Below are 21,892 nucleotides of genomic sequence, written 5' to 3' on the forward strand. Positions count from 1 at the left end.
TTAGAGTTCTGCTCAGCGAAATGCAGGCTGCCCGTGAGGTCGTGCGCTGTCAAGGCCCCGCGCACGGCGAGAGGCCGCCACGCGGCAGCGTGACGGCCTCTCGGAAGGGGAACGGCGGGATCGCTCAGCCGGTGAGCGCCGCCTCGCGGTGCCCCGACGCCAGGAGCGCCGAGTCGAGCACGTCCCACAGGTTCGCGAGGTTGTCGAGGAACGCGTCCACGCCCTCGGTGATCAGCTCCTCGGTCTCCTCGTTGAGCACGGAGCCGACCGCGGCGATCGCGTTCTCCTCGTGCATCTGCTCGGCGCCGATCTCCCCCCAGTGCTCCAGGAGGTAGTGCATCTCCGGGTCGTCGAGCGAGGCGCGGTAGAGCCCGCTGTCGACCAGGCAGCGCTTCTCGCCGGGTATGAGCTGCCGGTTGGAGATCATCTCCAGGGCGAGGGCCGTGCCGAGATTGCGCAGCGTGGACTCCTTGTCCACCGCCTGGCGCCCGTCGAACACGGCCATCGCCTTGCGCGTCTGCACCAGCAGACCCGTCGTCGGGTCGTACCCCGGCAGGCTGCCGAGGATCTTGTCCGAGAACTCCTTCAGGCCCGCCTCGACCCGCTGCTGGTCGTCGAGGTCGGCGAAGACCGCACGGCCCGCGGCCCGGTTGAGGATGTAACCCGCCATGGTGGCGAGCTCCGGACCGTGGTCCTCCTCGCTCTCCACGATCTCCTGGAGCAGCTTGCTCTCCCGGGAGAACTCGAAAGAGGTCAGGGCCTCGGGGAACCTGCCCCCGGGCCGGGTCACGGCGCAGAACTTCTGGATCTGGTGGAAGAGGGCGCCCACGACCTCCGCCGTGGGGTTCCCCGAAGTCCAGTGGTCGAACACGGGGTGGTCGTAGCAGCGGTGCCCGCGAATGCGCTCCACAAGCTGATCAATGCTCGTGCTCACTGTTTCCTCCGATACCGGCGAAAGAATTCAGGAAGACCGGCCCGTTCCCCGGACCGGCCGAATCCTCTTGGGTGAGAAGGGGTGTCCGGCTCCGCCGGCCGCCAGTCGGTCACCCGGTCCTCGACGGACCGTGCGCGGCCGGGGCCGGGCCGCCTTCGGGGGCGGCCGATGTACATCCAGCTGATGAGCTGCTCGTCGTCCTCGACGCCGAGGGACTTCCGTACGTACTCGTGGGCGCAGAGCCCTCCGGTGCGCCATACGGCGCCGTACCCGAGGGCGTGCGCCGCCAGGGAGATGCTGTGCGCCGCGCACACGGCCGACGCCAGCTGTTCCCACGCGGGCACCTTCGGGTGCTCCCGGCTCCGGCACACCACCGCGACGATCAGGGGTGCGCGCAGAGGTTTCCCCCGGAGCCGCCCGACCGCCGCGGCACTCGTACCGGGATCGTCCCGCAGGGCGCTCTGTGCGAACACCTCGCCCAGCTCGCGGCGTGCCTCGCCCCTGAAGACCAGAAGGCGCCAGGGCCGCAGACCGCCGTGGTCGGGAGCCCGGGAAGCCGCCTCCAGCATGATGCGGAATTCGTCTTCCGAAGGGCCCGAGTCCGAGACCTGGTGAATGCTCCGGCGGGTCGTCAAACATGTAAGGGCGTCCATCACTCCCCAACTGTCCTGCCGCTTTCGGGACTTCTCCACACGTTGTCAGCGGCCCGGACGGCTGTCCAATAGGGAAACGCAATCAGTCGGAGGGAACCCGCCGGGCCGCCTCCGCGGTGCCCGCCGGGACTTCGCCCGGATCCTGCCGGGCCACTTCGCGGGCCTCCTGGACGATGCGGTGCAGGGATTCCAGCACCTCCCGGGAGCCGGCCAGGAAACGGTGGCCGGCCGGGGTGAGCGTCACCGTCCGCCGCGTGCGCTCGAAGAGGACGGCACCGATCTCCTTCTCCAGGCACTTGATCTGCTGGCTCAGTGTGGGCTGCGCGATGTACTCCCGCGCGGCCGCCCGGCCGAAGTGCAACTCCTCGGCGACGGCCACGAAATACCGCAGGCGGGTGCTCGAGATGCTGATCGGATGGCGCACTCCCCCCTCACCCCCCATCTCAGGGCTGCCCCCCACCCGGTGCGCACGTCGCCACCACGGCGGGGCGGCACGGGGCCGGTGGCGCGGGGGAGCCCCTACGGCGGCCGGAATCCGACTCACCCCGGACGAACGCGGAATGCTGGAATATGTCGCTGCACCCCTGCATGAATCCCCCCGTCGCCCCGTGAGGCGGCCACCGCACGCACCGCTGAACGCCACCGAACCCATCCTCGCCACCCGGCCCCGCACGGTCCAGCGGGGTTCATGTTCCTGCACCTGCAAGAACATGAAAGGAGCCGACATGCGTGAGAACGCGGACAGCGCGCGGGAATGCGCCGGGCGAGGGGGTCCGGGCTGTCCCCGTCACGTCCAGGACCTGGAACCGCTGTCCCGGCTGGTCGAGGACCTCGTGGGCCGGGCGTCCGCCGGGCACCCCGCGGCGGCCCTGGTCGCCCCCCTCGAGTACTCCGTCGCCGTGCAGAAGGGCGCGCTCGAAGCGATCAAGTCCGCCCTGGCCCAGGCCGGCGGGAGCGGTACGGGACGCCGGCGGGACGCGCCGGTCACGGCCCTCGACGGCGCCCGGCGCGCCGGCCCCGCGCTCCGGGAGGCCGTGGCCGCGTGCCGGGAGGAACTGCTGGTCGCCCAGCCCGTCGGCCGCCGGCCGCGCGGCGGATGGGCGGACCTCGGCCCGCCGGGGGCCGGCCCCCAGCTCCGGCACGGTGTCGCGGTGCGCTACCTGCGGGGGGCCTCCCCGGTCGGCGCGGCCGACGGGCAGGCGGATGACGTACGGCAGGCGCTCGCCGCCGGCGCCGAGGTCCGGGTCGCCGGGCTGCTGCTCGAACGGCTGGTCGTCTGTGACCGTACGATCGCCTTCCTGCCCGCCCACGACGAGGACTGCGGCCCCTGCCTGGAGGTCCGCCACCCGGCGCTGGTCCGGCACCTGGCGCTCGCCTTCGACACGGCCTGGCGCGCCGCCCGGCCCGTCGCCGCCGCGGACGGCGCACCGGAACGGCCCCGCGACGAGCTCCGGCACGCCGTCCTGCGCATGATGGTGGAGGGCCACACCGACGAGGTCATCGCCCGCAGGCTGGGCGTGAGCCCCCGCACCGTCGCCGCCCACGTCCGCCGCGAGGCCGTGAGCCTGGGCAGCCGCAGCCGCGCCCAACTCGGCTATCTGCTCGCGCGGTCGGGCATGCGCCTGTCGCCCTGACCGCTCCGCGCTCCCCCCGGACCGCCCGGACGGGGGCGGCGCCGTCAGCCGTCGACCGGACGCGGCCGTTCCGCCACGACCGCCTTCATCGCGAGGTGGGAGGTCAGCCGGGCCACTCCCGGCAACGTGGCCAGCTCGTTGGTGTAGCAGTGCTCGTAGGCGCTGATGTCCGCGACCGCGATCCGCAGCAGGTAGTCCTGCCCGCCGAACAGCCGGTACGCCTCGACGACGTCGCGCAGCTCCCGCACCCGGTCCTCGAAGGCGGTGATCGTGGCCCGGTCCTCCTTCTGCAACTCGACGCACACGAACACCTCGAAGCTGCGGCCGATCCTCGCCGGGTCGACCACCGCCGCGTAGCGCCGGATGACGCCGTCGGCCTCCAGCTGCCGCACCCTCCGCAGACAGGGGGAGGGGGTGAGCCCCACACGGTCCGCCAGCTCGGCGTTGGGCAGCCGGCCCTCGCTCTGGAGCTCGCGCAATATCATGCGGTCGATGCTGTCCATGCCGGGATCGTATGCTCAACCCCCGCCGCGGAACGGCGCATTACGCAATCCTGTGCCCGGGCCTTTTCGTTAGCCTTGTTCCGGCTCCCACGGAAAGGTGACCCGCTTGCCGATCGAGGCCTTTCTGTCATTCGTCGCGGTGGACCTCGCCCTGGTCTTCGTCCCCGGCCCCGACTGGCTTTATGTCATCGCCCGCGGGCTGGGGCAGGGGCGGCGGATGGCACTGATCGCCGTCGCCGGGCTCCTGCTCGGCTATCTGACCCACACGGTCCTGGCCGTCGCCGGACTGGCCGCGCTCATCGCGGCCAACCCGGCCACGCTCGACGTGCTGCGCTACTGCGGCGCCGTCTACCTGGTATATCTCGGCGTGCGCCTGCTCATGGCCGCACGCGGCAGCGCCGACGAGGCCCACTCTGCACCCGTGCACAGCGCGCTGACCGTACTCCGGCAGAGCGCGCTGACCAGCCTGCTCAACCCCAAGGGACTGCTCGTCTATTTGTCGCTGCTCCCGCAATTCATCAGGGAGGGATCGGACCTTCCGGAAACCGCGCAGATGGCCCTCATGGGCATTACGCACGTACTGCTCTGCGGACTGGTCTACGGCGCAGTCGCCTTCGGTACGGGAGGTGCCGGCGACCGTTTCGCCACCCGGCCGAATACGGCCAGACGGCTGAACAACGTCGCCGGCGTCCTGCTTCTCGCGATCGCGGGGGTGACCGGGCTGTCGGGCGTCGTCAGCTGGTGACCCGAGCGCCCTCACCGCGACTGCGGGGCGAGCAGCAGGCACTGCGCCGAGCGCGCCACCAGCCCCTCGCCGTCCCACAGCCGCCCGGTGGCCAGCCCCGTCTCGCCCGGGCCCGCGCTCGTCTCCGCGTCCAGACAGAGCCAGGGGCCCCGCGGGAGCCGCGCGACGTGCACGGTCAGCTCGGGGGAGATGGAAAGCCAGCGGTCGATGGGCAGTTCGGCGCTGACCCCGTTGGCGGAGTCGGCGGTCAGCAGGAGCCGCTGGAGGGGCGACACCGCCTCGCCCGCGAGCAGCGGAATCCTCGGACGCGCCCACACGGCGGCCGGGCCCGGCCGGCCGAACCCGCCGTCGGCGAAGCGCCATTCCACCGACGCCATGAAGCCGCAGTCCCACTCCGGGCGCCGCGTCGGATCCACCGAGGGCAGCCCCTCCGGCGGGCGGTGCGGCACCGCGGCCGGCGCGCTGCGCACCGGCAGGTCGCCGGGGGCGTGCGCCACCGCCCAGGCCGAGGCGGTGAGCACCGTCCGCCCCCGCTGGCCCAGTTCGGCCCTCACGAGCCGCACCCGCTTGCCCGGCCGTTCCAGGCGGGCCCGGACCGTCATGGGGGCGAGCGTGAGGGGAGCGAGGATCTCGCAGGTGATCCGGCCGACGTCCAGGGGGTCGCCGCCGCTCGTGGCGAGGCAGTGCTCGACGGCCCGCGTCGTCAGGGCGACCGTGGGCCCCGCGTGCTGGTGCTCCGGGTTCCAGGGGCCCTGGGTGTGGGAGGTCGGCGCGTAGGTGTCCGGGCCGGTCCGTTCGAAGTAGCTCCCCGCCGCCCGGGCCCCCGACCGCTCCCCGCCCATGCCGCCCCCCTGTGCGTACCCCCGGTCGTCCGTCGCCGCCCACCCTAGTGTGGGGGCATGGTGCGTTTGAGAGTGGAGTTCACGACCGAGCCGTTCGACCTCGACGAGCCGCCGCGCCACGCCGTGGTGGCCCGCGAGGTGGTCCAGGCCGCCGAGCTGGACGCCGTCGACGTGGGGCCGTTCGGGAACACCGTCGAGGGCGGGTCCGACGCCGTGCTGGCGGCGCTCGACCAACTGCTGCGCAGGTCGCTGGCGGCCGGCGCCACGCGGGTGTCCCTCCAGGTCAACGTCGTGGAGGCGGACGGCGCGTGAGCGAGCACCCCTTCCGCGCGGCCGTCGCGCCCCTGGTCGACGCCATGGGCGGCCGGATGCTGGAGCCCGGGGAGGCGACGGACGACGACGTCGTGCTCTCGTGGGAGGGCCGCCCGGTCGTGGCCGTCCGCCTGCCCGCCCTCTCCGAATCGCTGGAGCGCATCCTCGCCGACCTGGAGCGCCGCCACGGCCTGCCGCTGGCCGAACTGGACCGCGGGGCCAAGCAGTCGGTCGTGCGCAACCTGGAGGCGCGTGGCGCGTTCGCGCTCCGGCACGGCGTGGAGACGGTCGCCTCGGCGCTGGGGGTGAGCCGCTTCACGATCTACAACTACCTGAACAGGGAAGGGAACGCGTAGCGGTCCGGCGGGCGCGAGCAGTTTTTCAACAAACTGTTGACGCGCTCCGGCGCAAGGCGTTAGCTATGCGCAGCTCGTCCGAGCGCAGCGCCGAGCGCCACGGAGGTTGCCGTGACTGCGAGTTCCACGCCGGGTCTCGCCCGGTTCAACGCGGCCGGGGGCGACGAGGCCCGCGCCGCACTCCACCGGATCTGCACCAGCACCGCCTGGGCCGCCGAAGTCCTCGCCCACCGCCCGTACCCCGACGCCGAGGCGTTGCTGGCCGCCAGCGACACCGCCGTCGCCCGCATGGGCGCGGCGGACCTGGCCGAGGCGATGGCGGGACACCCGCCGATCGGGCGGCCCGCGCCGGACGACCCGGTCTCCGCCCGCGAACAGCGCGGCATGGCGGACGCCCCCGCCGACCTGCGCGCCCGGATGCGCGAACTCAACCTCGCCTACCAGGAGAAGTTCGGGCACGTCTTCCTTGTCTGCGCCACGGGCCTGACGGCCCGGCAGCTGTATGACGCCGCCCGTAACAGGCTGGACAACCCGCCGGAACGCGAACAGGAGATCGTTCGTGGGGAGCTGGCCGGGATCAACCGCATCCGGCTGGCCCGGCTCGTCGTCCAGACCGCGGAGGAAGGAGCGGACCGGCCGTGAGCACCGAGCCCGCCGTCGCAGCCGGCGCCGCCTCCGTGTCCACTCACCTCCTCGACACCGCCGCGGGCCGCCCGGCCGCAGGCGTCGCCGTCGAGCTGTCGGCCGCCGCGGACGACGGCGAGTGGACGGTCCTCGGGGCGGCGCGGACCGACGCCGACGGGCGCTGCACGGGCCTTCCGGCCCTGCCCGGCCGGGCGGCCCGCGCACGGCTGCGCTTCGACGTCGAGCCCTATCTGTCCCGCCGTCCGCAGGGCGCGGCCTTCTTCCCGGAGGTGACGGTCACCTTCGCCGTCGCAGCCGGCGAGCACCACCACGTGCCGCTGCTGCTCAGCCCGTTCGGGTACTCCGTCTACCGAGGGAGCTAGAAACGTGACGCTCGGCCAGAACCAGTACGGCAAGGCCCAGAACCACGTGGTCAGAATCGTCCGCGACGGCATCACCCACCACATCAAGGACCTCACCGTCTCGGTCGCCCTCTCCGGCGACATGGCGGACGTGCACCTCCGGGGATGCAACGCCAAGGTCCTGACGACCGACGCCACCAAGAACACCGTCTTCGCCTTCGCCAAGGAGCACGGGGTCGAATCGGCCGAGCGGTTCGGCATGCACCTGGCCCGCCACTTCGTCGCCAGCCAGGAGGCCGTCACCTCCGCCCGCGTCCGCATCGAGGAACACGCCTGGGAACGCATCGAGGCTCCCGGCGGCAAGCCGCACTCCTTCGTGCGCGCCGGCCGGGAGACCCGCACCGCGCAGATCACCCACGACGGCGAGGGCTGGCAGATCCTCTCCGGGCTCAAGGACCTCGTCGTGCTGAACTCCACCGACTCGGAGTTCCGCGGCTACGTCCGGGACCGCTACACCACCCTCCCCGAGACCACCGACCGCATCCTCGCCACCGAGGTGAACGCCCGCTGGCGCCACGCGGGAACGGGCGGGGAACCCGGGGGCGAGGCCGTGCGCTGGGACCACTCCTACGCGACGGTGCGCGACCACCTCCTGCACGCCTTCGCCGAGACCTACTCCCGCTCGCTCCAGGAGACCCTCTACGCCATGGGCTCACGCGTCATCGACCGCTGCCCCGGCATCGACGAGATACGCCTCTCCCTCCCCAACAAGCACCATTTCCTCGTCGACCTCACCCCCTTCGGCCTGGAGAACGACAACGAGGTCTACCACGCGGCCGACCGCCCCTACGGCCTCATCGAGGCGACCGTCCTGCGCGACGGCGCCGAGGCCGCCATACCGGTGGACCTGACGAACCTCTAACCGCCCCCACGCCCAGAGGAACCCCCGCCATGGCAGCGCCCCCGCCCCGCATCGTCATCGAGAACTGCGCCGTCGCCACCGTCGACGCGGAGAACACCGAACACGCCTCGGGCCACGTCGTCGTCGCGGGCGGCCGGATCGAGTCGGTCGGCCCCGGCGCAGCGCCCGAGGGGCTCACCGGCGTCGTCCGGCGCGTCGACGGCACCGGCCACCTCGTGACGCCCGGCCTGGTCAACACCCACCACCACTTCTACCAGTGGCTCACCCGGGGCCTCGCCCAGGACGCCAACCTCTTCGACTGGCTCGTCGCCCTCTACCCCGTCTGGTCCCGCATCGACGAGCCCATGGTGTACGCGGCGGCGCGCGGCTCGCTGGCGATGATGGTCCGCGGCGGGGTCACCACCGCCGCCGACCACCACTACGTCTTCCCCCGGGGCTGCGGCGACCTGCTGGGGGCCGAGATCCGCGCCGCCCGGGAGCTGGGCGTCCGCTTCCACGCCACCCGCGGGTCGATGGACCTCGGGGAGTCCGCCGGCGGGCTGCCCCCCGACTTCGCCGTCGAGAGCACCGAGGACGCCCTCATCGCCACCGAGGCGGCCGTCGACGCCCACCACGACCCCTCCTTCGACTCGATGCTGCGCGTCGGGGTCGCCCCCTGCTCCCCGTTCTCCGTCACCACCGAACTCCTGCGGCAGGCAGCCGAGCTGGCCCGGCGCAAGGGCGTGCGCCTGCACACCCACGGCTCGGAGACCGTCGAGGAGGAGAGCTTCTGCAAGGAGCGCTTCGGGATGGGGCCGACCGACTACCTCGAGTCCACCGGCTGGCTCGGCGACGACGTGTGGATGGCCCACTGCGTCCACATGAACGCCGCCGACGTCGCCGCCTTCGCCCGTACGGGCACGGGAGTGGCCCACTGCCCCTCCTCCAACGCGCGCCTCGCCGCGGGCACCGCACCCGTCCCCGCCCTGCTCCGGGCCGGCGTCCCCGTGGGCCTCGGCGTGGACGGCACCGCCTCCAACGAGTCCGGAGAACTCCACACCGAGCTGCGCAACGCCCTGCTGATGCACCGGCTCGCCGGCGGCGAGAAGGCCATGGACGCGCGGACCGCCCTGCGGCTGGGCACCCACGGCGGCGCCACGGTCCTCGGCCGGGCCGCCGAGACCGGCTCGCTCGAAGCCGGCAAGCTCGCCGACCTGGTCCTGTGGAAGCTCGACGGACTGGGCCACTCCACCATCGCCGACCCGGTCGCCGCCCTCGTCCTCGGCCCGCCCGCGCCGGTCGCCCTCTCGCTCGTCGGCGGCGAGGCGGTGGTGGAGGACGGCCGGCTGGTCACCGCCGACGAGGACGCCGTCGCCCGCGAGGCGCGCCTCGAGTCCCGCCGCCTGGCCGCCGTGGCCGCACGCGCCTGACCGGCCCGTGACCGGCGCGGCCCCGTCGGACACCGGCCGGCCGCGGACCCGCCGAGGGGGACGGCCCTCGGCCGGGCGGGGGCCGGGCGCGGGGCCCCGCCCCGCCCCCGGCCCTTCCGGCACAGGAGGAACCGCCCCCAGGAGGGAACGCCGTGACCGCAGAGCCCGGTGCCACCGAACGCCCCCAGGAACGACCGGCTCCACCACCCGGCGAGGTCCACCCCGTGGACCGCCTGCCCGGCCCGGGCCGGCTGCTGGCGAGCGGCTTCCAGCACGTGGCCGCCAGCTACGCCGGAGTGGTCGCGCCGCCCCTGGTCGTCGGCGCCTTCGTGGGCCTGCCGCCCGCGCAGACCACCTTCCTCGTCGGCGCCGCGCTCTTCACGGCCGGGCTCGCGACCCTGCTCCAGACGATCGGCTTCTGGAAGGTCGGGGCCCGGCTGCCGTTCGTCAACGGCGTCTCCTTCGCGGGCGTCGCGCCGATGCTCGCCATCGCCGACGCACGGCCCGGTCACGCCGGGGCGCTCCCCGCCATCCAGGGCGCCGTCATCGTGGCCGGCGTGCTGGGTTTCCTGCTCGCCCCCTGCTTCTGCCGGCTCGTCCGCTTCTTCCCGCCCGTCGTCAGCGGCACCGTCATCACCCTGATCGGCATCACGCTGCTGCCCGTCTCCTTCGGCTGGATCCAGGGCGGCCACCCCGAGCGGCCCGCCTCCCTCACCAACCTCGGCCTGGCCGGCGCCACCCTGGTGACCGTGCTGGTCCTGCGCCGGCTGCTGACCGGCTTCGGCCGGCAGATCGCCATCCTGCTGGGCCTCGTGGCCGGCACGCTCCTGGCGATACCGACGGGAGCCGTCGACACCGCCGCCACCCGCGCCGCCGCGGTCGCCGGCTTCCCCGAGCCCTTCCACTTCGGCCACCCCCTCTTCGAGGGGCCCGCCATCGTGAGCATGTGCGTCCTGATGCTCGTGTGCATGACCGAGAGCACCGCCGACATGCTGGCCCTCGGCGAGATCGTCGAACGCCCGGCGGACGAGAGGACCATCGCCGCGGGCCTGCGCGCGGACACCCTGGGCAGCGCCGTCAGCCCCTTGTTCAACGGCTTCGCCAACAGCGCCTTCGCGCAGAACGTCGGCCTGGTGGCCCTCACCGGGGTGCGCAGCCGCTTCACCGTGGCCGCGTGCGGGGCGATGTTCCTGCTGCTGGGACTGAGCCCGGTCTGCGCCTCGCTCATCGCGCTCGTCCCCCAGCCGGTCCTCGGCGGCGCCGGCATCGTGCTCTTCGGAACGGTCGCCGCCAGCGGCGTCAACGTCCTGCGGGGAGCCGGCCTCGACCGGGGCGACAACCTGCTGATCGCCGCGACCTCGCTCGGCGTGGGCATGATCCCGGTCGTCTCCAGGACCTTCTACGCCAACGCGGCCGTCCCCGAGACCCTGAGGATCATCCTGGACTCGGGCGTGAGCGCCGGATGCCTGACGGCGGTCCTGCTCAACCTCGCCTTCAACCACCTGGGCCGCCGGCGCCGGCCTGTGCGTGGCGACTAGGGGCGAACGCCGCATTGCGCAAAAATCTCCACCACAACGGAGCAGCAGTGCGGAGAGGGGTTCCGCTGTGGACCAGCAAGCCGGAGCGGAGTCCCCGGAGCGTCCCCCGGAGGGGAGGCGGCCCTTCGTCTTCCCCAGCGCGCTGACCGTGCTGGCGGCCGTGACCGTCGCCGTCTGGGCCCTCACCTTCGTCATCCCCTCCGGCACCTACCGCCGCGACCCCGACGGCAACCCCGTCCACGGCACGTACCACCACGAGGCGGCCGCCGGCGGCTTCGTCCACCGCCTCGGCGAGCTGTTCCTGTCGCCCGTCAACGGGCTGTACGGCGTCCGGGACCTCGCCACCGGGGAGATCACACCGGACGCCGTGGGGGCCCTCTACGGCAGCGCCGCCGTCTTCCTCTTCGTCCTCGCGATCGGCGCGTTCATCACCGTCGTCTTCGCCACCGGCGCCCTGGACCGGGGCATCGAGCGCCTCGCCCACCGGCTGCGGGCCCGTGGCGCCCTGCTGATCGCCGGGGTCATGACCGTCTTCTCGCTCCTGGGGACGGTCGAGGGGTTCGCCGAGGAGACCCTGGGCTTCTACGGGCTGCTGGTGCCGCTGATGCTGGCGCTCGGCTACGACCGGATGGTGGCCACCGGCACCATCATCCTCGGCGCCGGCATCGGCGTGCTCGCCTCCACCGTCAACCCCTTCGCCACCGGCGTGGCCTCCTCGGCCGCGGGCGTCTCGCTCGGTGACGGCATCGCTCTGCGCTTCACCATGTGGCTCGTCCTCACCGCCGTGACCATCGGCTACGTCCTGCGCTACGCCCACCGCGTGCGCACCGACCCGGACCGCTCGCTGACGGGCTTCCGGGAGGGCGACCGGGAGCTGGCGGCGCAGGCCGCCGAGCCGCCGGAGCTGACGGGTCTGCAGCAGACCGTGCTCGTGCTGGTCACCCTGGTCTTCGCCTTCATGATCTTCTCGGTGATCCCCTGGGCGAGCGCGCTCACGGGCAAGGCGGACGCACGGCCCTACGGCTGGGAACTGGGCTGGTCCTTCGGGCAGTTGTCGGCGCTGTTCATCACTGCCGCCGTGCTCGTCGGACTCGTCGCCCGTCTGGGGGAGCAGCGGCTGAGCGCCGCGCTCGTCCAGGGCGCGGCCGACTTCATCGGACCCGCGCTCGTGATCGTCCTCGCGCGGGGTGTCACGGTCATCATGACCAACGCGAAGATCATCGACACGGTGCTGCACTCGATGGAGGGCGTGGTCTCCGGCACGCCGGCCGTGGCGTTCGGGATCCTCGTCTACGTCGTCAACCTGCCCCTGGCCTTCCTGATCCCCTCGACGTCCGGGCACGCCACGCTCGCCATGCCGATCCTCGCGCCGCTGGCGGACTTCGCGGGCGTCGCCCGCTCGGTGGTGGTCACGGCCTGGCAGGCGGCCAGCGGCTGGATGAACCTGTGGGTCCCCACGACCGCGGTGGTGGTGGGCGGAGTCTCCCTCGCGAAGGTGGGATACGACCGCTACCTGCGGTTCGTGTGGCCGCTGCTGGCGATCCTCGCCGTGCTGGTCTGCGGCTTCGTGGCGCTCGGGGCGGCGTTCGCCTGAGGGCGTGCCGGCGGCCCGTCAGGGGGAGCGGCGCAGTCCCCGGACGCCCGCCTCCGTCAGCGAACCGTGCACGCGCAGGCGGGCGATGCCGCCGTCGGGGTAGATGTCGACGCGCAGGTGCGTCGCGGCGGGAACCCCGGTCAGCGCCAGGCGGTGCACCGCGTCCGGCTGGAGCCGCGTCGGCGCCAGCACCTCGGTCCAGCCGGCCGTGGGGTCCACTGGGTCCGCCCCCGTGGTGGCGTCGAGCACCGACAGGGCCGCCCAGCCCGCCGCGTTGCCCACGTAACAGCCGGTGTCGATCTCCACGGCGCGGGGGACGCAGTGCCCGGCCAGGCGGTAGCGGACCCAGTCGTGCCCCTTGTCGCGCCGGCGGCGGGTCTCCCAGCCCTCGCTCATCTTCCGGGAGCGTCCGGGCAGGATGCTGTGGAACGGCGGGGAGAAGAAGCGGTCGGAGGCGTCCTCGACGCGACCCCCGTGTTCGAGCGCGGCGAGGTCGAAGGTGCCCAGGGCCGCGAGCCAGGCGGGGTCGGGCAGCGGCTCGCCGTGGACGCGCAGCCGGGCGATGCCGCCGTCGGGGAACTGGCTGAGTCTGAGGTGGGTGAAGCGCCGCGCGGTGTCGACGGGAAAGCCGTTGGCGGCGTGGCCGCCGACGGGGGTGCGGGGGACGAGGGGCGTCCAGCGCACGTCGTCGGCGAGGAGTTCGCCGGGGGAGGGGGTGCCGGGCAGCGCGGCGCCCTCCACGGCGACGGACTCGGGGTGGTTGCCACGGAAGTGGGCGGTGTCGACGACGACGCCCCGGACCGCGCCGGGCACCCCGAGCCGGATCAGCGCCCAGTCGTGCTCGCCGTCGTCGGGATGCGGCCGGCCGGCGTGGGCGCCCCGCCGCCGGCGGGACTCCCAGCCGTCCATGACCTTGCCCTTGGGGCCGTAGGCGGCCGGGTCGAAGACGGGGGCCTCCGGCGTCAGCAGGTTCTCGCGCTCGGCGAAGAACTCGTCGCTGGCGGCGATCACCCCGGCGCCCAGCCGCCGGTCCGCGAGGTCGGGCCACGCCTCGAAGGCGAAGGCGGCGGCGCGGTAGTCGGCGTACGGGTCGCCGCCGGGGTAGGGGCCCGCGGGGCCGGTGAACGACGTGCCGCCGGATATGCCGCTCGTGGTCATCTGCGCTCCGGAAGTCGGCCGGGGGCTCGGAGGCCCGGGATGAAGTCCGTTGATTCAACGGTTTGTTGAAGCGCGCTGCCCGCAGTCTTCAGCCGTCGCGCGCCCCGGGTCAAGACCCTTTCACGCACCGGAACCGCGATTTCACGCATCAGAAACCCGTCTTCGGCGCGGACGGCGGCCGGTAGGCTGCTGCCACCCCACCCGGAAGGAGCGCCGTGCCCCCGTCCGCCGAGCCCCGACCCGCCTCGACCAGCGGCGGCGTCCAGTCCCTTGAGCGCGCCTTCGACCTGCTGGAGCGGATGGCCGACGCCGGAGGCGAGGTCGGGCTGAGCGAGCTGGCGACGAGCAGCGGGCTGCCGCTGCCGACCATCCACCGGCTGATGCGCACGCTGGTGGCCTGCGGGTACGTACGACAGCAGCCCAACCGCCGGTACGCGCTCGGCCCCCGTCTGATCCGGCTCGGCGAGAGCTCCGCCCGGCTGCTGGGCACCTGGGCACGACCGCATCTGGCGCGGCTGGTGGCGGAGACCGGCGAGACCGCCAACATGGCGCTGCTCGACGGCGACGAGGTCGTCTACGTCGCCCAGGTGCCCTCACGGCACTCGGTGCGGATGTTCACGGAGGTCGGCCGGCGCGTCCTGCCGCACTCCACGGGCGTCGGCAAGGCGCTGCTGGCGCAGAGCGCCGACGACCACGTGCGCGCGCTGCTGACCCGGACGGGCATGCCGGCGGCGACGGAGAAGACCATCACCACGCCCGAGGCGTTCCTGGCGGAGCTGGCCCAGGTGCGCGAGGCGGGCTTCGCGATGGACGACAACGAACAGGAGATCGGCGTCCGCTGCCTCGCGGTGCCGGTGCCCAACGCGCCGACCTCCGCGGCCATCTCGGTCTCGGGACCGGCGGGCCGGGTCACGGAAGCCGCCACGGAACGGATCGTTCCGCTGCTGCGGGAGGTCGCGGCGGAGCTCTCCGCGGAGCTGGCCGGCACGGGGGCGGCTCCGGCCTGAGCCGCCGGGCCCTCAGGCGCCCTCGCGCGGCCGGGGCAGCTCCGCCTCGCCGCCGGCACCCTCCGACGGCCCGCCGAAGCGGTCCACGGCCGCACGGACCTCGCCGAGGGCGGGGGCCAGGGCGCTGACGGACCCGACGGCGCCCGCCACCAGCAGCAGGGAGCGGCGCAGCCGCGAGACATCCGGCGAGCCCGTGCGCACCATGGCGTCCAGGGCGGCCAGCTCGTCCTCGGCGGCGTCCCGGTCCGGCAGAAGGACGGGGTGCCCGGCCAGCGCCCGGCGCAGCCGGGACACCGCGGTGCTTAGCGCGTCGACTCTCGGGTCCGGCTCCGCACCGAAACGACCCACTCGCTCCTCTTCCACCGCCACGGCGCCTTCCACCCCGACTCTCCCCCTCCCACGCGCCCGCCCGCGCGGATCAGTTAACGCCACTTTCCGTGCGACGCGCCACACGCACAGCGAAATTCAGGCTCGGCGTTCACGTACGAGTGACGAACGTGCGTGCGGCGCACAGGCGGCCAGTCATGAGGTATGCAGGAGTCATGACGTCAACGGTGAACGCGCGTACGGGCCGGGCGCCCGTCGCGGGCCTGCTCCTCGCGGCGGGCGGCGGGCGGCGGCTGGGCGGACGCCCCAAGGCCCTGCTGCCCCACCGCGGCGGCCTGTTGGTGGAGCACGCCCTGCGGGTGCTGCGCGAGGGCGGCTGCGGGCCCGTCCACGTGGTGCTGGGCGCGGGGGCGGAGAAGGTGCGGGCCCGGCTCGGGCCGGCGGCGGGCGTGGTCCTGGTGGACCACCCCGGCTGGGCCGACGGCATGGGCACCTCCCTGCGGGCGGGGCTCGCGTCGCTGACGGCCGCCGGCACGGACGCGTCGGCGGCGCTCGTGGCGCTCGTCGACCAACCGCGTGTCGGCGCCCGGGCGGTGGCCCGCGTGCTCGCCGCGCACCGGGAGGGGGCGGAGCTGGCGGCGGCGGCGTACGAGGGCGTGCGCGGCCACCCCGTGCTGCTCGCCCGGGAGCACTGGGACGGCGTGGCCCGCGCCGCCACGGGCGACCGGGGTGCGCGGGACTACCTGCGTCAACACGCCTCGCTCGTACGTCTCGTGGAGTGCTCGGACGTCGCCGCGCCGGACGACGTCGACACCCCGGACGACCTGGCGCTCCTTGACTGAGGCGCCCTCGGTGCCATTGAAGTTCCACCATGAGAAAACTATTCTCCACATGCGGCACCGCGTGCCGTGAGAGTGCCCCCAGCACCCGTCGCTGAAGGAGTGACTGCTCATGTCCGCACCAGCGCAGCGGGCGGCCGTGGCCGCCGGCGCCCCGTACGTGGAGCGGCAGGAGGAGGTGCTCACCGACGCGGCGCTCGCCTTCGTCGCCGAGCTGCACCGGCGGTTCACCCCGCGCCGCGACGAGCTGCTGGCCCGCCGCGCCGAGCGCCGGGCGGAGATCGCCCGTTCGGGCAGGCTGGACTTCCTCCCCGAGACCGCCCCGCTGCGCGAGGACCCCCTCTGGCACGTCGCCCCGGCGCCCGCCGCGCTCGAGGACCGCCGCGTGGAGATCACCGGCCCCGCCGACGACCGCAAGATGACGGTCAACGCCCTCAACTCCGGCGCCCGCGTGTGGCTCGCCGACTTCGAGGACGCCTCCTCACCCACATGGGAGAACGTCGTCCGAGGCCAGCTGAACATGGCCGACGCCTTCCGCCGCCGCATCGACTTCACCGCCCCCGGCGGCAGGACCTACGCGCTGCGTCCCGCCGAGGAGCTCGCGACCGTCGTCATGCGGCCGCGCGGCTGGCACCTCGACGAGCGCCACCTGACCGTCGACGGCCGCCCCGTCCCCGGCGCCCTCACGGACTTCGGCCTCTACTTCTTCCACAACGCCCAGCGGCTGCTCGACCTGGGCAAGGGCCCGTACTTCTACCTCCCCAAGACCGAGTCGCACCTCGAAGCCCGGCTCTGGAACGAGGTGTTCGTCTTCGCCCAGGACCACCTCGGCATCCCGCACGGCACGGTCCGCGCCACCGTGCTGATCGAGACGATCACCGCCGCCTTCGAGATGGAGGAGATCCTCTACGAGCTGCGCGACCACGCCTCGGGGCTCAACGCCGGCCGGTGGGACTACCTCTTCTCCCTCATCAAGAACTTCCGCGACGGAGGGGAGAGGTTCGTCCTCCCCGACCGCAACGCGGTCACCATGACGGCCCCGTTCATGCGCGCGTACACCGAGCTGCTGGTGCGCACCTGCCACAAGCGCGGCGCCCACGCGATCGGCGGCATGGCGGCCTTCATTCCCTCCCGCCGGGACCCCGAGGTCAACGAGGTCGCCCTCGGCAAGGTCCGCGCCGACAAGGACCGCGAGGCGGCCGACGGCTTCGACGGCTCCTGGGTCGCCCACCCCGACCTCGTGCCGGTCGCCCGCGCCTGCTTCGACGCCGTCCTCGGCGACCGGCCGCACCAGAAGCACCGGCTGCGCGAGGACGTGCGGGTGACGGCCGACCAGCTGATCGCCGTGGACTCGCTGGAGGCCAAACCCACGGCGGCCGGCTTGAGGAACGCCGTCCAGGTCGGCCTCCGCTACATCGAGGCGTGGCTGCGCGGCATGGGCGCCGTCGCCATCTTCAACCTCATGGAGGACGCGGCCACGGCGGAGATCTCACGCTCCCAGCTCTGGCAGTGGGTGAACGCCGGCGTCGTGCTCGACGACGGCGAGAAGGTGACGGCGGCCCTGGTGCGGGAGGTGGCGGCCGAGGAGCTCGCGGCGGCCCGCACGGAGACGGGCGCCTGGCAGCAGGCCCATGACCTGCTGCTGAAGGTGGCCCTCGACGAGGACTACGCGGAGTTCCTCACACTGCCGGGCTACGACCTGCTCGGCTGAGGAAGCGCCCCGGCCGGGGCCGTGCCCCCGGCCAGGGCGCTCAGAACTCGCCCTCGTCCAGGGCGCGGCTCATGAACAGCGCCACCTCGCCCCGCGAGGACGTCCCCGCGTACAGCGACATGTCCAGGCCGCACACCGCGAAGCCCATGCGGCGGTAGGCCCGCACGGCCGGGGCGTTGACGCTGGTGACCTCCAGCCAGGCGGTCCGCGCCCCCAGCTCGCGGCCCCGGGCGAGGGCCCGGTCCACCAGCCCACGTCCCACGCCCCGGCCCCGGTGGGCGGGGGCGACCCTGACGTCGGCGATGAACAACCGCCGGTTCCACGCCTCGTACGCGAACGTGACGGCACCGCACAGCTCGCCGTCGTCGAGGGCGACCAGCGTCTCGCCGCCCTCGGCTCCGTCGTCCTCGTCGTCCGGGTACACCTTGCGCAGCGGTGGCTCGACCGGCACGAAGCGCAGACGGAACCCGTCGTCCGACGCCGTCACCTCGATGACGGAATCAGTGGTGAAGGAATTGTCGATCGCCTCGACGGCCTTCGCCTCCCCGTCGCGGACTGTGCGGTGGACGACCATGGAGTCACTGTACGACACACGTATCCGCGAGGGTGTTCCAGAACATCGACTCGTACTCCTGCAACATCCGTCCGTAGCGGTGCGCCAGACGCTCCGTCAGCAGACCCTCCGCACGCCCCGCCCGCCCCGCCTCCGCCGCGAGCGCCGCGCCCCTCGGGTCGGGCTCCGCGAAGAAGTCGAAGAAGCCGCACGCTTCGTCGGTGAAGCCGTAGTGACGGCGCAGGGCCTGCGCCACCGTGGCGCAATAGCCTCCCCAGGCGGCGAAGTTGGCGGAGAGCGCCACCACTACGTCCACCGGCTCGGCCCCCAGCGCCAGCCACGCCACGTACGCCGGATACGCCTGGCATCCGGCGCGCGGCTCATGGGCCCGCAGCGTCTCCGCGTCCAGTCCGCACGCGGCCGCGAGCACGCCCAGCCGCTCCAGCGCCACGCCCTCGCCCTGTTCGAGGTGGGCGAAGAACGCGGCGACGGCGGGCTGCCGCCCCTGAGCGGCCCGCTCCGCCAGGTGGCGGAAGCTGCGCCGGTCGGCGGGGATGACGTGGTGCTGTTCCAGGGCGAGGGCGGCGACGGCCGCCCGGGGGGCCGAGCCCGCCGCGATCAGCGGGACGAGGCGGTTGCCGCCGGCGCCGGCCGGCCCGCGCGCCGCGTCGTCGCCGTCCCGGCCGGTGCGCCCTTCCCGGTCCATGGGTGCCATGGACCCAGAGTAGCCACGGACGAGTCGTCACTCGGCGCCGGCGAGATAGAAGATGAGGAAGAAGAAGGCGGCGATGAAGTGGACGGCGACGAGGTAGATGAAGACGCGGACCGTCATGCCCATGGGGGCCCGGTCCTCCTCCACGACGTGCTTGGCGTTGGCGCTCACGGCATTCCTCTCCGGTCCGGTGCGGTGTCGCCGAGGCACAGCCCGGCCGCGCCGCTCTGCATCAGGGTGTGCATGAACAGCAGGTCCACTCCGCCGGGCGAGGCCGCCGCGATGCGGTGCGGGGTGAGCGAGTCGAAGTGGGCCGCGTCGCCGGGGCCGAGCAGGTGCGTGGTGTCCCCGAGCCGCAGCCTGAGCCGTCCGCCGGTCACGTACAGCCACTCCTCTCCCGGATGCACCCGCACCAGCTCCTCCTGGCTGCCCCGGCCCTGCGGCACGTGCAGCCGCAGCGCCTGCATGGCCCGCCCCGAGCCGCCGGCCCGCCAGTACGTCCAGCCGCCGGACTGCTGGGCCTCCATGCGGTCCGCCCGTACGATGGGATCGCGCTCCTCGGGCACTTCGCCCAGGAGGTCGGACACCGTCGTCCCGTACGTGCGGGCCAGAGCCAGCAGCATCGGCAGGGACGGGGTCCGCCGGCCGGTCTCCAGCCGGGACAGGTGGGCGGGCGAGAGCCCGGCCCGGGCGGCGGCCGCCTCCAGCGTCAGCCCGCTGCGCCTGCGCAACGCGCGCAGCTGCGGGGCCACGGCCGGGAGTTCCTCCCCTTCGCCCGCGGCAGGGGCGGGCGGTTCGGGCTGCGGGTTCATGAGTCCGGTATAGCCCTCCTCGTGCCTCAGGGGCAAAGTTTTTGCCTCGGAGGCAAAGGCTCCGTCTTTCCCGCTTCAAGATCGGTGAACGTCAGGGGAACATCAAGGATTTGTCGTTGACATGACACTGTTCCCGCAGGTCATGCTGTGTGTCATGAACACCCCCCAACGTTTCGCGCGCCTCGGCGCCCTCGCCGTCATCGCCTCGACCCTGCTGATCGGCACCCCGGCCGTCGCCGCCACGCCCACCGTGCATCCGGCCGCCGCCGTGAAGTCCGTCGGCGACGTCTGTCTCTCCGCCCTGCCCTCGCAGGCCCACGACACCATCCGCCTCATCGACGCCGGTGGCCCCTTCCCGTACCCGAAGGACGGGACCGTCTTCACCAACCGCGAGGGTGTGCTGCCCCAGCACACCAGTGGCTACTACCACGAGTACACCGTCATCACCCCGGGCTCGCCGGACCGTGGGGCGCGGCGCGTCGTCGCCGGGCAGGGGGCGCACGAGGACTACTACACCGGTGACCACTACGAGACCTTCGACCTCGTCGACTTCGGCTGCTGATCTGTCAGGTACCTGACACCACACTTCTTCGGGTCCCGCCGTCCTGGACGGCGGGACCCGTCGCGTCCGGCGCACCGCGCCGACGGTCCCGCCCGACGTTTCGGCCGGACGGCCCCCGGGGAGGCACGACACCACCTACGCGCCGTGAGAAGGGCGGTGGACCGTCGTGTACCGCTGGGAGATCACCCGGGCCGTACTGGCCCAACGCGTCGTGGCCGTGGTCCGGGGCGACAGCTACGACCGGGCCACCGTGGCGGCCGGCCACCTGCTGTCCGCCGGCATCACCGGCCTGGAGATATCCCTCACCACGCCCTTCGCCCTGGAAGCCGTCACCACCCTGTGCCGCGAGGTGGGCGACGAGGCCGTCATCGGCGCCGGCTCGGTGCTCGACGGGACGTCCGCCCGCATGGCCGTCGACGCCGGCGCCCGCTTCCTCGCCTCGCCCGCCGTGGACGCCGCCGTCATCCGTACGGGCCACCGCTACGGCGTCCCCGTCCTCCCGGGCGTCGCCACCGCCACCGAAGTCGTACGGGCCATGGAGCTGGGAGCCGACGCGCTGAAGGTCTTCCCGGCGGCCGGACGTCGCCCCGCCTGGCTCGCGGAGCTGCGGGCCGAACTGCCCCAGGCGGCGCTCGTGCCCGGCGGCGGGATATCCGTGGACGAGGCCCCCGCCTGGATCGCCGCGGGAGCCGTGGCCTGCGCGGTGGGAGGGGAACTGGCCGAGGGCGACCGGGACTCCGTCGCCAAGCGCGTGGCCGACCTGCTCGGTCGTCTGGCGGAGGCGGCGGGCGCGGAGGGCTGACGTCCCCGGCGGCTCCCGCGGCACCGGGCACGGCCCCGGTCTCCATGTCCGGACAATGTGACCTCCGGACTTCCCGTCATCAGGTCCTACGGCTACGCTCCCTCCGTGGCGAAGCAGCAACCCCTCCAGTTCACCCTCGACCGCGGCAGCCCGGTGCCGTTGTACTTCCAGCTGTCCCAGCAGCTGGAGGCCGCGATCGAGCAGGGCCGGCTCGCCCCCGGCAGCCTGCTGGGCAACGAGATCGACCTGGCCGGGCGGCTGGGGTTGTCCCGGCCCACCGTCCGGCAGGCCATCCAGTCGCTGGTGGACAAGGGCCTGCTGGTGCGGAGGCGCGGGGTGGGCACCCAGGTCGTGCACAGCCAGATCAAGCGTCCGCTGGAGCTGAGCAGTCTCTACGACGACCTGGACGCCGCCGGCCAGAAGCCGGCCACGCGGGTGCTGCGGCACGCCGTCGAGCCCGCGAGCGCCCAGGTGGCCGCGGCCCTGGGCGTCGCCGAGGGCGCCGACGTCCTGCTCGTCGAACGGCTGCGCCTCGCGCACGGCGAACCCATGGCGCACCTGCGCAACCACCTCCCCGTCGGTCTGCTGGAGCTCGAAGGCGGCGAGGCGCTGGAGCGGAGCGGCCTCTACCGGCTGATGCGGACGGCCGGCATCACCCTCCACAGCGCCCGGCAGACGATCGGCGCCCGGGCGGCCACCGCCGAGGAGGGCGAGCTGCTGGCCGAGCCGGAGGGCGCGCCGCTGCTGACGATGGAGCGGACGACCTTCGACGACACGGGCCGCGCCGTGGAGTTCGGCTCCCACCTCTACCGGGCGTCGCGGTACTCCTTCGACTTCCAGCTCCTCGCCCGTTCCTGACGCCCGAGCGTCTGTCACGACGTAAGAATGTTCATACAAAGTCTTGACGGAATGTGGCGCCCGCCACTTAACTTCACCCACAGCAACCAGCCCCCACGCCGCCGCCGACGCCCCGGGCGACAG

27 protein-coding genes are annotated in these 21,892 nt (G+C 73.4%); 16 read left to right on the top strand and 11 right to left on the bottom strand.

What is annotated here, in order from left to right:
• Nucleotides 1-124: 124 nt before the first annotated feature.
• The 3 genes from CYQ11_RS25125 to CYQ11_RS30480 all read right to left on the bottom strand — a co-directional run bounded on the left by CYQ11_RS25125 (nt 125) and on the right by CYQ11_RS30480 (nt 2,011).
• Nucleotides 125-934: a hypothetical protein gene (locus CYQ11_RS25125; RefSeq protein ID WP_099202596.1), complete on the bottom strand. Its 810-nt coding sequence runs from the start codon at nt 932-934 to the stop codon at nt 125-127.
• Nucleotides 931-1,587, bottom strand: coding sequence for a nitroreductase family protein (locus tag CYQ11_RS25130; RefSeq protein ID WP_146104738.1), 657 nt, complete (start codon nt 1,585-1,587; stop codon nt 931-933). The genes CYQ11_RS25125 and CYQ11_RS25130 overlap by 4 nt, the downstream gene beginning before the upstream one ends.
• Before the next feature lie 82 nt (nt 1,588-1,669).
• Entirely contained in the window at nt 1,670-2,011 is a 342-nt protein-coding gene (locus tag CYQ11_RS30480) for a LysR family transcriptional regulator (RefSeq protein ID WP_398780971.1), read from the bottom strand.
• Between the two features lie 301 nt (nt 2,012-2,312).
• Here CYQ11_RS30480 and CYQ11_RS29270 point away from each other — a divergent pair, with 301 nt between their 5' ends.
• A complete protein-coding gene (locus tag CYQ11_RS29270; protein WP_146104739.1) occupies nt 2,313-3,221 on the top strand; it encodes a helix-turn-helix transcriptional regulator in 909 nt (302 codons plus the stop codon).
• Nucleotides 3,222-3,265: 44 nt separating this feature from the next.
• On the opposite strand, the gene CYQ11_RS25150 is transcribed toward CYQ11_RS29270, so the two are convergent.
• Nucleotides 3,266-3,724, bottom strand: coding sequence for an Lrp/AsnC family transcriptional regulator (locus CYQ11_RS25150; protein WP_099202600.1), 459 nt, complete (start codon nt 3,722-3,724; stop codon nt 3,266-3,268).
• A gap of 106 nt (nt 3,725-3,830) precedes the next feature.
• On the opposite strand from CYQ11_RS25150, the gene CYQ11_RS25155 reads away from it, so the two are divergent.
• Nucleotides 3,831-4,469 carry a LysE family translocator gene (locus CYQ11_RS25155; RefSeq protein ID WP_181143779.1) on the top strand — a complete coding sequence of 213 codons (639 nt, stop codon included), beginning with the start codon at nt 3,831-3,833 and terminating at the stop codon, nt 4,467-4,469.
• A gap of 11 nt (nt 4,470-4,480) precedes the next feature.
• On the opposite strand, the gene CYQ11_RS25160 is transcribed toward CYQ11_RS25155, so the two are convergent.
• The gene (locus CYQ11_RS25160; protein ID WP_099202602.1) at nt 4,481-5,311 is read right to left on the bottom strand and encodes a thioesterase family protein; all 831 of its coding nucleotides are present in this window, start codon (nt 5,309-5,311) and stop codon (nt 4,481-4,483) included.
• A 60-nt stretch (nt 5,312-5,371) separates the two neighbouring features.
• Here CYQ11_RS25160 and CYQ11_RS25165 point away from each other — a divergent pair, with 60 nt between their 5' ends.
• The 8 genes from CYQ11_RS25165 to CYQ11_RS25200 all read left to right on the top strand — a co-directional run bounded on the left by CYQ11_RS25165 (nt 5,372) and on the right by CYQ11_RS25200 (nt 12,428).
• A complete protein-coding gene (locus tag CYQ11_RS25165) occupies nt 5,372-5,623 on the top strand; it encodes a YkoF family thiamine-binding protein (protein WP_099202883.1) in 252 nt (83 codons plus the stop codon).
• A gap of 44 nt (nt 5,624-5,667) precedes the next feature.
• Entirely contained in the window at nt 5,668-5,979 is a 312-nt protein-coding gene (locus CYQ11_RS25170) for a helix-turn-helix domain-containing protein (RefSeq protein WP_099202882.1), read from the top strand.
• Between the two features lie 111 nt (nt 5,980-6,090).
• The gene (gene uraD, locus CYQ11_RS25175) at nt 6,091-6,621 is read left to right on the top strand and encodes a 2-oxo-4-hydroxy-4-carboxy-5-ureidoimidazoline decarboxylase (protein ID WP_099202603.1); all 531 of its coding nucleotides are present in this window, start codon (nt 6,091-6,093) and stop codon (nt 6,619-6,621) included.
• Nucleotides 6,618-6,986 (top strand): hydroxyisourate hydrolase, encoded by a 369-nt coding sequence (gene uraH, locus CYQ11_RS25180; protein WP_099202604.1) that lies wholly within the window; start codon nt 6,618-6,620, stop codon nt 6,984-6,986. Before uraD ends, uraH begins: the two co-directional genes overlap by 4 nt.
• A gap of 4 nt (nt 6,987-6,990) precedes the next feature.
• Nucleotides 6,991-7,887 carry a factor-independent urate hydroxylase gene (gene pucL / locus CYQ11_RS25185; RefSeq protein WP_099202605.1) on the top strand — a complete coding sequence of 299 codons (897 nt, stop codon included), beginning with the start codon at nt 6,991-6,993 and terminating at the stop codon, nt 7,885-7,887.
• 29 nt (nt 7,888-7,916) lie between these two features.
• Entirely contained in the window at nt 7,917-9,296 is a 1,380-nt protein-coding gene (locus CYQ11_RS25190; RefSeq protein WP_099202606.1) for an 8-oxoguanine deaminase, read from the top strand.
• Nucleotides 9,297-9,448: 152 nt separating this feature from the next.
• Nucleotides 9,449-10,834, top strand: a complete 1,386-nt coding sequence (locus CYQ11_RS25195; protein WP_099202607.1) for a nucleobase:cation symporter-2 family protein — start codon at nt 9,449-9,451, stop codon at nt 10,832-10,834.
• Between the two features lie 67 nt (nt 10,835-10,901).
• Nucleotides 10,902-12,428 carry a YfcC family protein gene (locus tag CYQ11_RS25200; protein WP_099202608.1) on the top strand — a complete coding sequence of 509 codons (1,527 nt, stop codon included), beginning with the start codon at nt 10,902-10,904 and terminating at the stop codon, nt 12,426-12,428.
• An 18-nt stretch (nt 12,429-12,446) separates the two neighbouring features.
• On the opposite strand, the gene alc is transcribed toward CYQ11_RS25200, so the two are convergent.
• Nucleotides 12,447-13,586, bottom strand: a complete 1,140-nt coding sequence (gene alc, locus CYQ11_RS25205) for an allantoicase (RefSeq protein ID WP_099202609.1) — start codon at nt 13,584-13,586, stop codon at nt 12,447-12,449.
• Nucleotides 13,587-13,801: 215 nt separating this feature from the next.
• Between alc and CYQ11_RS25210 the strand changes: the two genes are divergently transcribed.
• The gene (locus CYQ11_RS25210) at nt 13,802-14,593 is read left to right on the top strand and encodes an IclR family transcriptional regulator (protein WP_099202610.1); all 792 of its coding nucleotides are present in this window, start codon (nt 13,802-13,804) and stop codon (nt 14,591-14,593) included.
• Nucleotides 14,594-14,605: 12 nt separating this feature from the next.
• Here the strand turns inward: CYQ11_RS25210 and CYQ11_RS25215 are convergent, their stop codons facing one another.
• Nucleotides 14,606-14,956 (bottom strand): DUF5955 family protein, encoded by a 351-nt coding sequence (locus tag CYQ11_RS25215; protein WP_240003700.1) that lies wholly within the window; start codon nt 14,954-14,956, stop codon nt 14,606-14,608.
• A 179-nt stretch (nt 14,957-15,135) separates the two neighbouring features.
• Between CYQ11_RS25215 and CYQ11_RS25220 the strand changes: the two genes are divergently transcribed.
• Nucleotides 15,136-15,762 (top strand): nucleotidyltransferase family protein, encoded by a 627-nt coding sequence (locus CYQ11_RS25220; protein ID WP_099202612.1) that lies wholly within the window; start codon nt 15,136-15,138, stop codon nt 15,760-15,762.
• 109 nt (nt 15,763-15,871) lie between these two features.
• Nucleotides 15,872-17,470 (top strand): malate synthase A, encoded by a 1,599-nt coding sequence (aceB, locus tag CYQ11_RS25225; RefSeq protein ID WP_099202613.1) that lies wholly within the window; start codon nt 15,872-15,874, stop codon nt 17,468-17,470.
• 40 nt (nt 17,471-17,510) lie between these two features.
• Here the strand turns inward: aceB and CYQ11_RS25230 are convergent, their stop codons facing one another.
• Genes CYQ11_RS25230 through CYQ11_RS25240 form a run of 4 tightly spaced genes read right to left on the bottom strand, consistent with a single transcriptional unit; the run spans nt 17,511 to nt 19,547 of the window.
• The gene (locus CYQ11_RS25230) at nt 17,511-18,044 is read right to left on the bottom strand and encodes a GNAT family N-acetyltransferase (protein WP_099202614.1); all 534 of its coding nucleotides are present in this window, start codon (nt 18,042-18,044) and stop codon (nt 17,511-17,513) included.
• Between the two features lie 4 nt (nt 18,045-18,048).
• Nucleotides 18,049-18,738 (bottom strand): transcriptional regulator, encoded by a 690-nt coding sequence (locus CYQ11_RS25235; protein ID WP_240003701.1) that lies wholly within the window; start codon nt 18,736-18,738, stop codon nt 18,049-18,051.
• A gap of 27 nt (nt 18,739-18,765) precedes the next feature.
• Nucleotides 18,766-18,906, bottom strand: coding sequence for a DUF6126 family protein (locus CYQ11_RS29835; RefSeq protein WP_181143894.1), 141 nt, complete (start codon nt 18,904-18,906; stop codon nt 18,766-18,768).
• Entirely contained in the window at nt 18,903-19,547 is a 645-nt protein-coding gene (locus CYQ11_RS25240; RefSeq protein ID WP_099202616.1) for a helix-turn-helix domain-containing protein, read from the bottom strand. Before CYQ11_RS25240 ends, CYQ11_RS29835 begins: the two co-directional genes overlap by 4 nt.
• Nucleotides 19,548-19,701: 154 nt before the next feature.
• Here CYQ11_RS25240 and CYQ11_RS25245 point away from each other — a divergent pair, with 154 nt between their 5' ends.
• From CYQ11_RS25245 to CYQ11_RS25255, 3 genes are all read left to right on the top strand, one after another.
• On the top strand, nt 19,702-20,109 hold the full coding sequence (locus tag CYQ11_RS25245; protein ID WP_099202884.1) for a guanyl-specific ribonuclease: 408 nt from the start codon (nt 19,702-19,704) through the stop codon (nt 20,107-20,109).
• A gap of 166 nt (nt 20,110-20,275) precedes the next feature.
• Entirely contained in the window at nt 20,276-20,911 is a 636-nt protein-coding gene (locus CYQ11_RS25250) for a bifunctional 4-hydroxy-2-oxoglutarate aldolase/2-dehydro-3-deoxy-phosphogluconate aldolase (protein WP_099202617.1), read from the top strand.
• A 105-nt stretch (nt 20,912-21,016) separates the two neighbouring features.
• Nucleotides 21,017-21,769: a GntR family transcriptional regulator gene (locus CYQ11_RS25255; protein ID WP_099202885.1), complete on the top strand. Its 753-nt coding sequence runs from the start codon at nt 21,017-21,019 to the stop codon at nt 21,767-21,769.
• Nucleotides 21,770-21,892: the final 123 nt, after the last annotated feature.

The sequence above is a fragment of the Streptomyces cinnamoneus genome (assembly GCF_002939475.1).
Classification (GTDB): domain Bacteria; phylum Actinomycetota; class Actinomycetes; order Streptomycetales; family Streptomycetaceae; genus Streptomyces; species Streptomyces cinnamoneus_A.

What these genes read in the sequence shown, in the direction of transcription:
- CYQ11_RS25130 (WP_146104738.1), bottom strand. Translation starts at nt 1,587, where the DNA reads ATGGACGCCCTTACATGTTTGACGACCCGCCGGAGCATTCACCAGGTC.
- CYQ11_RS29270 (WP_146104739.1), top strand. Translation starts at nt 2,313, where the DNA reads ATGCGTGAGAACGCGGACAGCGCGCGGGAATGCGCCGGGCGAGGGGGT.
- CYQ11_RS25150 (WP_099202600.1), bottom strand. Translation starts at nt 3,724, where the DNA reads ATGGACAGCATCGACCGCATGATATTGCGCGAGCTCCAGAGCGAGGGC.
- CYQ11_RS25160 (WP_099202602.1), bottom strand. Translation starts at nt 5,311, where the DNA reads ATGGGCGGGGAGCGGTCGGGGGCCCGGGCGGCGGGGAGCTACTTCGAA.
- CYQ11_RS25170 (WP_099202882.1), top strand. Translation starts at nt 5,668, where the DNA reads ATGGGCGGCCGGATGCTGGAGCCCGGGGAGGCGACGGACGACGACGTC.
- CYQ11_RS25190 (WP_099202606.1), top strand. Translation starts at nt 7,917, where the DNA reads ATGGCAGCGCCCCCGCCCCGCATCGTCATCGAGAACTGCGCCGTCGCC.
- alc (WP_099202609.1), bottom strand. Translation starts at nt 13,586, where the DNA reads ATGACCACGAGCGGCATATCCGGCGGCACGTCGTTCACCGGCCCCGCG.
- CYQ11_RS25220 (WP_099202612.1), top strand. Translation starts at nt 15,136, where the DNA reads ATGACGTCAACGGTGAACGCGCGTACGGGCCGGGCGCCCGTCGCGGGC.
- aceB (WP_099202613.1), top strand. Translation starts at nt 15,872, where the DNA reads ATGTCCGCACCAGCGCAGCGGGCGGCCGTGGCCGCCGGCGCCCCGTAC.
- CYQ11_RS25230 (WP_099202614.1), bottom strand. Translation starts at nt 18,044, where the DNA reads ATGGTCGTCCACCGCACAGTCCGCGACGGGGAGGCGAAGGCCGTCGAG.
- CYQ11_RS25235 (WP_240003701.1), bottom strand. Translation starts at nt 18,738, where the DNA reads ATGGCACCCATGGACCGGGAAGGGCGCACCGGCCGGGACGGCGACGAC.
- CYQ11_RS25240 (WP_099202616.1), bottom strand. Translation starts at nt 19,547, where the DNA reads ATGAACCCGCAGCCCGAACCGCCCGCCCCTGCCGCGGGCGAAGGGGAG.
- CYQ11_RS25245 (WP_099202884.1), top strand. Translation starts at nt 19,702, where the DNA reads ATGAACACCCCCCAACGTTTCGCGCGCCTCGGCGCCCTCGCCGTCATC.